Raw genomic sequence first — 12510 nt, 5'->3', positions numbered from 1 at the left:
CGGCGACCTCGCGGGCATGGCGCTCGCGCCGCTGCGGGTCCGGGCCGCCGTCGCGGTGACGGCCCTGCCGGCGCTGTGGGCCATGTCCGCGCAGGACAGCCGGCGGAAGCACCTCGCGGATGTCCGGGCCTTGAGGTACCTCCGGCCGCCGGCGGCAGACAGCCGCGCGGAGCCAGTCGTTCAGGCTTCCTTGTCAGCGAACCTGGTCGCTCGTCGGCCCAATGCCCTTGAGGCCGACCGGAGTTCCGTCCGGTGCGAACGAGTGGTGGAAGGTGAAGGCGTGCGGCGCGGAGCCGTGGCCGTGGAGGTGTTCCAGCCTGGAAACCCCGTCCCGCCAGGTGGGTATCACGCCGTCGGAGACCCACCAGAACACGTGATTCGGGTGCACTGTCCTCTCGAACCAGTCGTAGCGCCTGTTCAGCGCCTCACGGTGCAGCCCGGTGTAGACGGCGTCGAAGGCGGGGCGCAGGCCGGTCCACAGGGAGAGGGTCGCGGCCAGGGCGGTGGTCTCCACCGTACGGCCCTTGCCGTACCAGGTGGGTACGGCGAACTCTCCCCATGCACCCCAGTCCGCCTCGAAGAGCATGCCCCGGTCACCGTCCGCCGCTTCAGCACGCCCGAGGTATCCGGGGTGCTGACTGATCTTCCGGTAGACGGCCTCACCAATGTCGTAGAACTCGCTGGTGAGAGGTGCGGGATCGGCGAGAGGCGACTTCAGGACGCCGAATGTGTACAGAGCAAGGCGGGGCATGCGTCTCTCCCTGGTTGGGGCTGCCTGGCGTGGACCCGGTTCGGTGGCTTACGCGTGGGGGCGAGGGGTCGTGGGGCGTCACCGACTCCTCCCGTCGCGGCCGGCCCAGCCTGACGGAACCCCCTGTGCGACCGTGGGCGACCACCGAAGACCAGATGAAGGTAGCTGCCTTCGCGAGCCCTGTCGAAGTTGCAATTTCCCTGCCCAAGTGGCCTCTTGGTGGCGGGACCAGGACGGCGAGGCCCTGCCGCGCACCGGGGTGCTTCAGCCGATGATGTCCTTGAACAGGACCACGCTCGAGCCGGCTGCACCCCCGCCGACTCCCACGGCGACGGGCCACGGGTTTCCGGCCAGCGCCGCCAGCACGGCGGCGCCGAGGCCGGCCAGGGCGGCCAACAGGAAGACCAGAGCGGCACGCTGGCTGAGCAGCGGGCCGTCCCGGTCGGGCCGCGAACGATCGGGCTGGGACACCGACGGCCTCCTCACCCGGCGCTGTGCACCGGGGCGCCCACCGGCTCCCCGGACGGTAGGCCGACGCCGTCCTGGTCCGACAGTTCCCACGGGTCCTGCGCGGGCCGGATCAGGCTGAACGCGATCCGCCCGTCCGCATCCACGCGGACACCGTGCACCGCCGGTTCGGGAAGGCTGTTGTAGTGGAACGGCGTCGAGAAGTAGTAGGCGCCGGTGTCCGGGACGACCACCAGGTCGCCCGGCCGCAGCAGCGGCAGCGCGCAGTTGCGGGCCAGCAGGTCGCCGGCGAAGCAGGCAGGACCAGCGATGTCCTGGCGCACGGGCCGGTCCCGCCGGGCCGCTCCGGACCCGTCGTACGCCTCGATCCGCAACGGCCAGGCGTCGGGAGCGAACACGGTCCGCGTGGCGACCTGCACGCCCGCGTGCGTGATGGCGATCCGCCGGCCGCCCGCGGATTTGGCGTCCTCGACGTACGCGGCCAGAAAGCCGTTCTTCGCGAGGAGCGAGCGGCCGAACTCGGTGACGATCCGGTACCCGCGCGCGAAGAGCCTCGGCGCGTGGGTCCGCAACTGCTCCACGTACATGGAGAACGTGGGCATGACGTCGTCGTCGGAGAAGTTGACGGGCAGCCCGCCGCCGATGTCGATGCCCTCGACCCGGCCCGGCCCGAAAGCCGCTTCCACCTCGTCGGCGAACTCCACCGCCTGCGCCACTCCGCGGGCCATCAGGCCGAGAGGGCAGCCCTGGGACCCGGTGTGCGTGTGCACCCAGGTCAGCCACGAGTGCTCGGCGAAGGCTCGTACCAGCCGCTCCCGATTGCCCGGGTCTTCCAGCGGCACGCCGAACTTGGAGGTGCTGGTGGCGGTGCTCATGGCGGCGATGGAGCCGCCGCCGACCTGGCAGTTGACCCGCACCCCGATCCGTGAGACCGAGGGACGCCGGGCGAGGATGCGCTCGATCCGCTCAAGCTCCTGGAAGCTGTCCGCGTTCACGGCCACCCCGAGGGCCAGGGCCCGCTCCAGCTCCGCCCAGGTCTTGGCGGGAGCGTCGAAGACGATCCGCTCCGGGGTGAAGCCGGCCGCGAGTGCCCGGGCCAACTCGCCCGAGGAGGCGACCTCGCAGCCCATGCCGAGGCGGGCCAGCTCCGACAGCACGGGCACGAGGCAGTTGGCCTTGGCTGCGAAGGTGTGCAGCACCCGGGGCGGCTGCGGCGAGCCTGCCTCGGGCCCGGCGCCGTCCCCGTCGAGGCCGGCGAACGCCTCGTGCAGCGCCCCGACCGTGGCCGCGACCCCATCGAGGTCGACGAAGCCGGCCAGCAGGGACTCGGCGCGGTCCAGCAGTCCCTGCCGTAGCGCCTCCCGGAGGATGCGTTCCCGCCGGGCGGCGGTGAGGATCGCAGCGGTCATGGCGAGCCTTTCGTGTCGGAGGTGCGAGGCCCCGGGGAAGTCCGGGGTGCCCTCCCAGGCTGCTCGCCGCGACCGCCGCCCGTCTTCGTCGGTTCGGCACAGGCTGCCCGCCCGCGACCGCCGCCGCGCGGTACGACCGGCCCCCACGCACCGCGCCGTTGTGCGCCCGCACGACAAGGGCGCCCTGCCCTGGTGCGCCCGCACGAAAACACCCTGCCCCGGTGCGGGCGCACGAGAACGGCACCGGCCCTGCCGCGGGCGCACGGACCACCGGCCGGGAGCGGTGTGCCGAGGCGGCCCCGAGGTTCAGGCGGCCGGGTCGCCGTCGCCCAGGCGTAACTGGAGCTGGGCCAGCAGACGGGCGTCCGGGTCGGCGAGATCGAGTCCGGACACGGCGGCGATCCGGGCCAGCCGGTAGCGCAGGCTGTTGGGATGCACCGAGAGGCTGCGCGCGGCGGCGGACACGTCTCCGAAGTGGTCGAGGTAGGCCCGCAGGGTCTCCACGAGTCGGCTTCCGGCGTGCTCGGCGTCGAACGCCATCAGCCGCGCCACCGACGTCCCCGGCGGCAGCCGTACGTCCCGCAGGGCCTCGGCCACCTGCAGCACGCCGATCGCGTCCGCCACGTCCTCGCCCCACGCCACGGCGTGCGGCCCCCCGGACCGGCCGAGGGCCCTGAGCACCAGCTCGGCGTCCCGGCGCGACTCGGCGGCCCGGGCCAGCGTCGGCACCACCGCACCCAGCCCCGCCCGCACCTGCCGGCCGGTCGCGGCCGACACCTGGGCCACCAGCGACTCCGCGAGCTTCGTCACCCGGTCACGGGCAAGGTCCACATCCGGGTCCAGCGCGCTCACCAACACCAGGGCCCGTCCGCCTGCCGGGATGACCACCGTCCGGTGGCCGAGCGCGGTGCAGTGCAGGCTGAGCAGACCGTACAGCCTCGACGGGTCGTCGGACGGCTGCTCCGCAGACGGGTCGGTGCCGAGGCCCACCGCCACGACCGCACACGGCTCCTGCGCCGGCAGCGACGCCCGTTCGGCGAGCAGCTCCGGTGAGCCGCGGTCTTCCAGCAGCGCCCGCGCCGCGTCCTCCACCAGCCGGTTGTCCGTGGCACGCGTGCGGTAGTGAAGCAGATGCGCGGCTGCCGCCCGGCACGCCGAGCGGAGCGCGTCCGCCGCGTTCGGGGACAGCGGCCGTCCGCCGACCGCGGCCACCCACACGGATCCCAGCACCTCGCCACCCGCCCGGACGGCACACACCAGCCGCTCCGGGTCGGCGCCCTGGGCCCGCCGGTGCAGCACGTCATCTGTCGTCCACAGGGCGCGGAACAGCCCCGCCTCCCGCATCGCGGCCACTCTCCACGGCGGCACGCGCCGCCCCAGGATGGTCATCCGACGCATCTCGTCCACGTTTTCCTCGGTCGAAGAGTGCGCCAGGACGCGGGATTCGGTGTCCTCGATGGTCACCGAGCCGCCGACCAGGGTGGCGACCGCGTCGGCCAGCGCGTCGAGGTCCCCCAGGGCGGGCCCCGCGGCCGGCGGTTCCCCGGCCGCGGCCAGTCCGGCCCGTATGACCCCCACCAACTGCTCCCACGGACACCAGCGGGTACGGAACAGCACCGCCGTACCGGCCTCCTCGGCGGCCGACCGCAGGGCACCGGCGGACTGAGCGGAGCGGTCGGGGCCGAACACCACGCCGGTCGCCCCCGCGGCACCGGCCCGGTGCACGAGATCCCGGGCCTGCGCCGACCCGGCGTCGACACCGACCGCGAGCACCAGCACCCGCGGCCGGACCCCGGGCTCCAGCGGGTCCAGCACGGCGATCCCGCCGACCGGCACCGTCAGCCCGCCCGGCGCTGTGTCCAGTTCCAGCGCCCCCGGACCCACTACCGACAACAACCGCTCCAGCGTCACCCGGGTTTCCGCAGCCATGTGCCACTCCAGGTGGCCCCCCAGGTCCGTCATGCTTCCCCCTCGACACGCCGCCGACCCGCGCCGGGCCGGTTCCGGAAGGGGTACGAGACCACACACCGGCCGCGCATTCAACGGCGCACGGGGACACGGGAAGGCGGGCCACGCGGATCCGCAGGGCAACTTCTTCAACTCCCGCCGCGCCAGGGACCGCTGACGGACCTCGACCGGGTCGTCGGTGAGCAGAGGGCACGGGCGCCGAAAGAGGCGGCACTGGGCCTTGGACAAGGCGCGGGGCCCGCATCCCGGCCCGCGTTCACAGCGAGGCTCCCGCAGACCGGCAGCCCCAGGCCCTACCCGGTTCGGGGAGCGCGCTGGTGCCATCGGCGAGCAGACGGCGCGCCTCGTCGTCCTTGTCTCTCAGAAGTACTACGACGCATCAACCATCGCACCATCGGCTGTCTGACCTTTGCATGCCATTTGTCGGCATGCTGAGCGTCGGCAAGAAGATCACGACGGTATGGGCCGGGGCTCAGGAAAGGTCTCCCGGAAGCGGCTTTGGGCCGGAGTCGAGTCGGCGGTGGCCGTCCAGGGGGTGGGCCGTGATGTGCGGTCGGTGCAGGTGGTGGACCCCGTAGCGTTCGAGAGCCAGGAGCACGGCGTCGTCCCCGGGTTCGTGGCCGATGTGGTTCAGCAGATCGCGGTGGATGTGGCGTATCAGGGCCTCGGGCCCAGAGGTGGGCGCGTAGGCGGCGCGCTCGGCGAGAGGGTAGAAGGCTCCTTCGGGCGAACGGGCTTCGACGACGCCGTCGGTGTAGAGCAGCAGTGTGTCGCCGTTCTCGAACGTGAAGGGGTCCGCGCGGTGGCTGGGTACGGGCAGCTCGCACATGCCCAAGGGGGGTACGGGGCGTCGCGCGTGCAGGACCGTGACCTGGCCGTCGTGCAGCAGGAGAGGCGGAGGGTGGCCCAAATTGACCATTTCGACCTGCGTGCCCTGGTCGGGGATGTCGAGCAGCAGGGCGGTGATGAAGTGCTCACCCGGATCGTTCTCGGTGGCGGCGGCGTCTTCCAGGCTTCTGCAGACGCTCACCTCGAGGCCCGCGGCAAGTTCGGGCAGGGTGTCGTAGCGGTGCGCGCCCTCGCGGAACGCGCCCAGCACCATGGATGCCTCACCGATGGCGGCCAGTCCCTTGCCGCGGACGTCACCGATGATCACGCGGGTGCCACGGTCCGAGCGGGCGATCGCGAACAGGTCGCCGCCTATACGGGTCTCGTCCTCGGCCGCCAGGTACAGCCACGCCACCCGTAGCGGCCCGATCCGGCGGCGTGGTGGCCGCAGCAGTACGAGCTGTGCCGTCTCGGCCACCGACCGTGCCCGGTTCAGCTCACGGCTGCGCCGCTCGCGTACGTGGCAGACGAAGACGACCAAGGCGGACAGCAGGATCAAGGCAGTGATCTGCGAGAGGTGGTTGGGGGTGGTCAGTCCGCCGTGGTACACGGCGATGAGCACCTGGGCGGCCACAGCCAGTGCTCCGACGAGGGCGGTCAGTCGCGGCCCGGCCACGGACGCGGTCAGGGCCGGCGCGATCACCAGCAAGGGGCCCAGGTGGACATCCGGCGGGGAATGGATGTCCACCACGGTGATCACGATGATGAGCGCAAGGGGGATTGCCACCAGCCTGCGGCCCAGTTGCTGCTCTGGGAGGCGGTCCACCGGTACACGCCCCGCGCCCATATGTCTCGGTATACACCCGCCTGTCATGCATGTTCCACAGCGAGATCTTCTCCTGGCGCCTGCGCCTTTCCGGATCGCCCTGGACCCGTTCGACAGCACCGGCCGGCACCATCGCGGCTGCCGCCAGGACTCTCGGAGGCGGCTCGGATGGCAAAGTGCCCTTTGCGTGGGACCACGGCCCAGTGGCCCCGCGAACGCCATTCGCCAGCCGCTTTCGACGTCGGCAGCTTGTGTGCGCGGGCCAGGACAGCCCAGGGCCCGCGCAGGCACACGTCGGCCGGAAGGAGCCGGTGGCCGACCATGCCGGTGCGCAGGATTGTCGGCCGGGACGCGGGCGTCGGCAGCGTCCGATTCGGCCCGGCCACCGACTGCGACGCGGCAGCGTCTGCTCCGCCCGCTGATCCCAACCAAACCGCTTAATAGCTGTCGTAGCTGGGCTTACCGTTCGGTCGGTAGACGCCGACGATGGTTCCGCCCTTCGTCGTCGAGACGCTGACCGGCTCCAGCGCAGTGGGAATCGCTCCGTCGGCGAACAGCCGCTTGCCGGTGCCGATGATCACCGGATGGATGGTCAGCCGGTACTCGTCGACCAGGTTGTGCCGCATGAGGGTCTGGGCGAGGTCCCCACTGCCCACGACGTTGATGTTGGCGCCGTCGGACGCTTTCAGCTCGCGTACGGCATCGACGAGGTCGCCCTCCAGCAGCGTGGAGTTCTGCCACTCGACGGATGTCAGGGTCCGAGACGCCACGTACTTGTGCATGCTGTTCATCCGATGGGTGAACGGATTGCCGGGATCGGCGGTCGGCCAGTACGAAGCGAAGATCTCGTACGTCTTGCGGCCGAGCAGCATCGCGTCGGAGGCCTCGTACCAACCGGCGATGGCCGTGCCGACCTCGTCGTCGGACACCGGCTTCTGCCAGCCGCCGTGCTCGAAGCCGCTCTGCGCGTCCTCGTCCGGACCGCCCGGTGCCTGCATGACGCCGTCCAGCGTCAGGAACGTGCAAATGATGATCTTGCGCACGGTGCGCTCCCTTCGTCGACGGGTAGACCGCACTCCCACCGGAAACTCATCGGCGGACCAAGGGGCAGGTCCAGAGATGCGCGCACGAAGGCCTGCACCGAAGCCGGGATGACCTCCTTACGGCGGACTGAGACCGCCGGCGCTGCCCCGCCACCGCCAGAGCCGGTGCGTGGGCATGGCCGGTGCCGTACAGCTCCGCTGCCGTACAGCTCCGCTCCCAGGCCTCGTGCGAAGCACTCGTTCGTTCCGGGGATCGAGAACACCACGCGGAAACGGACGTCGCCGGCATGGGCGCCTTCTTCGTCTGACGGAGCCGCCGAGGGGAGCACGGCGAGCGATCGTCTGGTGCAGCCCTTGCCGGCCGATGCCCGGGGCGGTGCATGCGCCGCCCCGGGAGACGCCGCCGGTTCCAGGAACGTGAGGCACAGGCGGTCGGCACCGCCGTCACCGTACGCACCTTCCGACGCGCCGGCATGGTCCGGCGAGGCGTCGTGCCGCTCGCGGGCCGGCGGATTCCACGCCGCAAGCGGGCGGTGCGGCGGTCAGGCGACGGTGGCCTGGCGCTCGGTGGGGAGGTCGAGGCCGCGGGCGGCGACCAGTTGGGCGCGGCCGTCGGCCAGGCGGTAGGACAGGCCCACGACGGCCGTCCGTCCGGCGGCGACCTGGTCGGCCAGTACCCGGGAGCGGTCGGTGAGCAGGTCGACGGTCGCGCGGACGTGCTCGGCGATGAAGTCCGCGTCGGTACTGGCGCCGGCGGCACGGGCGGCCAGCACGCTGGGGGTGACCCGCTCGACGACGTCGCGCACGAATCCGTCGGCGGTGGCGCCCCCGTCCACCGCGGCCCGGGTGGCCGCGACGGCGCCGCACGCGTCGTGGCCGAGGATCACCACCAGCGGACACCCGAGCACGCTCACGCCGTACTCGATGCTGCCCAGCACTTCCGGGCCCATCACGTGGCCGGCGGTGCGCACCACGAACAGGTCTCCCAGCCCGCGGTCGAAGATGATCTCGGCGGCGAGGCGGGAGTCCGAACAGCCGAACAGAACGGCGAAGGGCTGCTGGCCGGGAGCGATCTCGGCGCGACGGGCGGCATCCTGGTTCGGGTGCTCGGGCACGCCGGCCGCGAACCGGTCGTTGCCGGCCAGCAGCATCTCGAAGGCTTCACGTGGGGTAGGAGTGGCGGTGTCGGTCATGGCGGCAGGTTATGGCCATGACCAAGCCCACCGCCCGGCGGGGGTCACCGGGAAGGCCTGACGGGCCCGGGCACGGCGGCCTGGAACGTCCGGGGCCGGGCTCATCGGCTGGTGCAATGGGCGGCATCGCATCGCTGGGGGAGTAGACAGCACACGGGTGCGGCGACAGACAGCGCTACCGCAGACAGCACTCCACCCGGCACCCCGGCGCAACCGCGCGTCCGTCCACGAGAAGGCCTGCCGCCGGCCTCGCACGGTGCGAGTCACCGCCGGCCGTCGGCCGCGTCACCGAGCCGGGCCGCGGCCGGTGGCGGGCCGCCGGCGACCGCGCGCGCCGTCCCGCGTCTTTCGCCCGGCCGTTCAGGAGGCCGGCCTCATCCCTGCGGTCCCGAGCCGCGGGCGTTCACATCGGCTTGACCGGCGTTGGCCCTCGGCGGAATTCGAGGGCGACCCCGTCCAGAGCGGGACTTGGTCATATCGGCTGGTGGCCGACGCGTCTGCGCCGGGATCATCGGCCAGCGCCACCGTGGCCGTGATGCGCTTGCCCACCGGCTCCCGGTGAACGGCGAAGCTCTGGCAGACGGCCATCACAATCTCGAGTCCGTGCTGCCCGATGCGGCTCGGATCCGGCGCCAGGACGGCCGGCACCGCCGTACCGCTGTCCCAGACGCTCACCTGGACGGCCCCTTCTTCGATCGTCAGCGTCAACAGGCACAGCCCGGGCGCGTACTTCCGGGCGTTGGTCACCAGCTCGCTCACCACCAGCTGGACCATGCCCATCGCGCGGCTGGACACCGGCAGACCGTGCACCGCCTGCACGTCCGTCAGAAAGAGACGGGCCAGGTGACGAGCCTTGGCGATCTCCTCACTGCCCTCGAAGGCAGCGGACACCGATATCGGGCCCTCTGCAAGACCCTCTACGAGCGGCCGCCGGCCCTCATCATGCCCAGCCGGGTCCATGTACACCGCCTCACGTTCCGAAGCGCCGGTTTTCATCAGGCCCGCATACCCGTAAAACACGGGCACAGGCATGACCGATCCGAGTGTCGCGCTCACGACGTCATGGTGACGATGCCGGGCCGGCGTACCCGGCGCGGAGAGCGCCGTCCACGCCTGCCGTGCGAGTGGTCCGCTCGTGGAGGGGACATCACCCGGGGCGGCGCGGGTACAGGTGCCGGGAAACACGAGGAGGGCGACGTCCGGCAGGCGGGGGAGAAGGCCAAGGACGCGGCGAAAAACGTCTTCGGGGACTGATCGGCGTGCCGAGGAAGGCGGGTCATGGCTGATCGGGCCGTGGCCCGTCTTGCATGCTTCCGCGGATCCCGGCGCCGAGCCGCCGAGGGGAACGGACAGCCGGGCGTGAGTCGGTGCGAGCGCGTGGGGAGGGCGTTGCGGTGATGCGGCACGCTGACGGCCGGCGGTACGGGTGGTGGACGGCGCTGCGCCGGACACCGGTGTCCATCTGGAACGACGACGTCATGGACTGGGCGGCCGCCCTGACGTACTACGCGGTCCTGGCCCTGTTCCCCGTACTGCTGGTCATCCTCTCGGTCCTCGGGCTGACCATGCCCAGGACGACTCCTGAGGTGATCGACCGGATGACGGGGGTCGTCCCGGCCGCCTCCCGCGGACTGCTGCGCAGCGCACTGCGGCAACTGGCCGGTCAGTCGTCAGCGGCGTGGATGCTGATGTTCTTCGGCGTCGTGGGGGCGCTGTGGTCGGGCTGCAGTTACCTGAGCGTCTTTCGCAGGGCTCTGCACGCGATCCACCACGTCAGTGCGCACCGGCCGGTGTGGCGCACGGCCCCGCGCATCATCGTCACGGCCATCGTGCTGATCAGCCTTCTGGTCACCACCACCCTCGCGCTGCTGGTGAGCGGCGGCCTGGCCAGACGTCTGGGCCGGGCGCTGAACCTGGGCACCGTGCCCGAGACCGCCTGGGACACACTGCGCTGGCCCGTCCTGGGCGCCGTCGCGTGCGCCCTGGTGCTGGTGCTCTACCGCTCGGGCCCTGCCTGCTCGAGGCCCGTGCGGAGGATGGCACCGGGCGGCGGCCTGGCGATCCTGCTCCTGCTGATCGTCTCGCTGGGCTTCACCGCCTACGCCTCGCATGTGAGCACCTACTACCGTCTGTACGGCTCCCTGGCAGGCGTGGTGGTCTTTCTCGTCTGGCTGTGGCTGTCCAACCTCGCGCTCCTGGCCGGCGCCCAGTTCAACGTCGAGTTGGCGAAACCTGCCGCGCTCTGTTCCGCAGCGGTCACCGGCTCCGCGTCCCCGACCGCACCGCCTCCCGGCTGAGGCCCCAGGCCATCACCGTCCTCGGTGCCGGCAGGCGCGGGGCGGGGGGACCTGGCACAAAGGGAACCGCACGAGTCCCCGGGTGGCGTCGGTGGCCGCCGTACGCGCGAGCACCGGCGCGGTCTCTAACTCTCTAACGACCTGCGTGACGGACTGGCAGGGCCGGCAGCAGCGGGCCTGGACGTATGGCCGGAACGCTCCCGTAGCGCCCGCCGCCGATGTCGTAAGCGGAGGCGGGTTTGAGCCCGCCGCGTGCCTGACGCGGGAGGCGAACAGCGACACGCCCGCGCGACGACCGGCCCGCTGTGGCTAGGCTTCGCCCGCCGACGGGACGACCAGCCCGCCGGCATCGAACCCCGGGTGGTTACGACCGCGCGCGGCTCACTTCCGTGCCCGGGGACGCCCGTGGGGCTCGACGCGGACCACCACGGCGTACGAGCCGACGCCGAGGAGGCGGTCTGCGGGGATGTCGCCGAGTGCCGTGTAGAGCGTGAGGATGTGCCCGGTCGCGTTGTCGAAGGCGACGTCCTTGACGGTGCCGTGCGCGGTGCCGTGTTCCGTCAGGACCCGGCGCCCGAGGGCCTCGTGGTGGGCGGGAACGTCGTTCTGCCCGGGATCGACGCCGGTGCGGGAGCGCACGATGACGGCGTCCCGTCCGACGGCTTCGATCGCGTCCCAGGCGATGGTCGTGGCGTGCTTCGGGGCCTTGGACAGACGCAGGCAGGCGACCGGTCTGTTGCGGGCATCGATGGTCAGCGACTCCACGCGACCGAGCTGTTCGGCCTCTTCGGCGGTGATCACGGGCAGGCCCAGGGCCTGGGAGAACATCATCATGCCGGGCCTCCTTCTCCGGCCGTGGGCGCTCCGGCGCACGGCTGCACGGCCTGCGCGCGGAAGGCCTCCACCTGGGCGCTGAAGCTGGGCAGGTCGTCGGCGACGAAGCGGCCGGCGTCCGCGGGGACGACCAGGGCCCGGCCGGAGACGGCCAGTGTCTCCCCGCGCGGGATGAACGTCTTCCGCTTCCGGGAATCGAGGTTCTCGTGGGCGGCGATCTCGAAGCCGATGACCCGTCCGCCGACGCCGGCCTCGATCACCACGTCCAGGACCGTGCCCACCTCGGTCCCCTGGTCGGTGAGGACGGGCGCGCCGATGACCTGACCGCGGTCGGCTTCGCCGGTCCCCACGACCACGTCCCTGTTCTCCAGGACCGCCTCACTGGGAATCATCACGGCGGACGGTCCGATGGCGTGCACTCCGGAGAAGGGGAGGCTCTCCTTGAGAGGGCCGGACAACAGCCCGCGTCCGCTCAGGGTGAAGCCCTTGATCCGACCGGCCTGAGCGTCGAAGACGGTGTCGCGGATCTGGGCGACCGCCTCGCCGCCCAGCGTCACGACCACGCGCCCGGTCAGTTCGGAGGCGAGCATCAGGGTGTTCACCGTCCCCCCTCCCCGCCGCTCCGGTGACCCGAACGCACCGCGATCACCGTGCCGTTACGGCGTTTCGCCTGTACTGCCAACGTTGTCGCGGCGAGCAGTCCTGCCACCGCGATCAGCAGGACCACCCAGCCCCACCATTCCATCGCCGACCTCCTTGCTTCCGTCGTCACCCGGACCGTCGCCCTGTGCGCACGTCCCTGGGCTATCCGGTTGCCCGCGGTGAGTGCGTTGCACGCCTACGGCACACCGTGAGGCGCGAGTTGGAGACATCAGGTCACCCCTGGTTTCCTT

General features: G+C 71.7%; 11 protein-coding genes. 1 reads left to right on the top strand and 10 read right to left on the bottom strand.

Annotation, left to right across the window (positions count from 1 at the left end):
• Positions 1 to 193 precede the first annotated feature (193 nt).
• The 8 genes from OG956_RS00975 to OG956_RS00940 form a co-directional block, all read right to left on the bottom strand.
• Positions 194 to 751 (bottom strand): DUF3291 domain-containing protein, encoded by a 558-nt coding sequence (locus tag OG956_RS00975; RefSeq protein ID WP_330335982.1) that lies wholly within the window; start codon positions 749 to 751, stop codon positions 194 to 196.
• Between the two features lie 264 nt (positions 752 to 1015).
• Positions 1016 to 1222 carry a hypothetical protein gene (locus OG956_RS00970; protein WP_330335981.1) on the bottom strand — a complete coding sequence of 69 codons (207 nt, stop codon included), beginning with the start codon at positions 1220 to 1222 and terminating at the stop codon, positions 1016 to 1018.
• An 11-nt stretch (positions 1223 to 1233) separates the two neighbouring features.
• The gene (locus tag OG956_RS00965; protein WP_330335980.1) at positions 1234 to 2628 is read right to left on the bottom strand and encodes a diaminopimelate decarboxylase; all 1395 of its coding nucleotides are present in this window, start codon (positions 2626 to 2628) and stop codon (positions 1234 to 1236) included.
• A 306-nt stretch (positions 2629 to 2934) separates the two neighbouring features.
• The gene (locus tag OG956_RS00960) at positions 2935 to 4590 is read right to left on the bottom strand and encodes a PucR family transcriptional regulator (protein ID WP_330335979.1); all 1656 of its coding nucleotides are present in this window, start codon (positions 4588 to 4590) and stop codon (positions 2935 to 2937) included.
• 478 nt (positions 4591 to 5068) lie between these two features.
• Positions 5069 to 6250 carry a PP2C family protein-serine/threonine phosphatase gene (locus OG956_RS00955; RefSeq protein WP_330335978.1) on the bottom strand — a complete coding sequence of 394 codons (1182 nt, stop codon included), beginning with the start codon at positions 6248 to 6250 and terminating at the stop codon, positions 5069 to 5071.
• Between the two features lie 437 nt (positions 6251 to 6687).
• Entirely contained in the window at positions 6688 to 7293 is a 606-nt protein-coding gene (locus tag OG956_RS00950) for a dihydrofolate reductase family protein (RefSeq protein ID WP_330335977.1), read from the bottom strand.
• 542 nt (positions 7294 to 7835) lie between these two features.
• Positions 7836 to 8486: a carbonic anhydrase gene (locus OG956_RS00945; protein WP_330335976.1), complete on the bottom strand. Its 651-nt coding sequence runs from the start codon at positions 8484 to 8486 to the stop codon at positions 7836 to 7838.
• A gap of 360 nt (positions 8487 to 8846) precedes the next feature.
• A complete protein-coding gene (locus tag OG956_RS00940) occupies positions 8847 to 9446 on the bottom strand; it encodes an ATP-binding protein (protein ID WP_330342694.1) in 600 nt (199 codons plus the stop codon).
• 437 nt (positions 9447 to 9883) lie between these two features.
• On the opposite strand from OG956_RS00940, the gene OG956_RS00935 reads away from it, so the two are divergent.
• Positions 9884 to 10783 (top strand): YihY/virulence factor BrkB family protein, encoded by a 900-nt coding sequence (locus OG956_RS00935; protein WP_330335975.1) that lies wholly within the window; start codon positions 9884 to 9886, stop codon positions 10781 to 10783.
• A gap of 381 nt (positions 10784 to 11164) precedes the next feature.
• Here the strand turns inward: OG956_RS00935 and OG956_RS00930 are convergent, their stop codons facing one another.
• Together OG956_RS00930 and OG956_RS00925 are read right to left on the bottom strand one after the other, a co-directional pair.
• Positions 11165 to 11617, bottom strand: coding sequence for a PRC-barrel domain-containing protein (locus tag OG956_RS00930; protein ID WP_330335974.1), 453 nt, complete (start codon positions 11615 to 11617; stop codon positions 11165 to 11167).
• Complete coding sequence (locus OG956_RS00925) at positions 11614 to 12219, bottom strand: PRC-barrel domain-containing protein (RefSeq protein WP_330335973.1); 606 nt, start codon at positions 12217 to 12219, stop codon at positions 11614 to 11616. The genes OG956_RS00930 and OG956_RS00925 overlap by 4 nt, the downstream gene beginning before the upstream one ends.
• Positions 12220 to 12510: the final 291 nt, after the last annotated feature.

Source organism: Streptomyces sp. NBC_00557 (genome assembly GCF_036345995.1).
GTDB lineage: Bacteria > Actinomycetota > Actinomycetes > Streptomycetales > Streptomycetaceae > Streptomyces.
The sequence above is the reverse complement of the archived record's forward strand: the minus strand, read 5'-3'. Positions and strand labels throughout refer to the sequence as shown.

Excerpts from the sequence above, each read along its gene's own strand:
- OG956_RS00975 (WP_330335982.1), bottom strand. The coding sequence starts at position 751 with ATGCCCCGCCTTGCTCTGTACACATTCGGCGTCCTGAAGTCGCCTCTC.
- OG956_RS00965 (WP_330335980.1), bottom strand. The coding sequence starts at position 2,628 with ATGACCGCTGCGATCCTCACCGCCGCCCGGCGGGAACGCATCCTCCGG.
- OG956_RS00960 (WP_330335979.1), bottom strand. The coding sequence starts at position 4,590 with ATGACGGACCTGGGGGGCCACCTGGAGTGGCACATGGCTGCGGAAACC.
- OG956_RS00945 (WP_330335976.1), bottom strand. The coding sequence starts at position 8,486 with ATGACCGACACCGCCACTCCTACCCCACGTGAAGCCTTCGAGATGCTG.
- OG956_RS00940 (WP_330342694.1), bottom strand. The coding sequence starts at position 9,446 with ATGGACCCGGCTGGGCATGATGAGGGCCGGCGGCCGCTCGTAGAGGGT.
- OG956_RS00935 (WP_330335975.1), top strand. The coding sequence starts at position 9,884 with ATGCGGCACGCTGACGGCCGGCGGTACGGGTGGTGGACGGCGCTGCGC.
- OG956_RS00930 (WP_330335974.1), bottom strand. The coding sequence starts at position 11,617 with ATGATGATGTTCTCCCAGGCCCTGGGCCTGCCCGTGATCACCGCCGAA.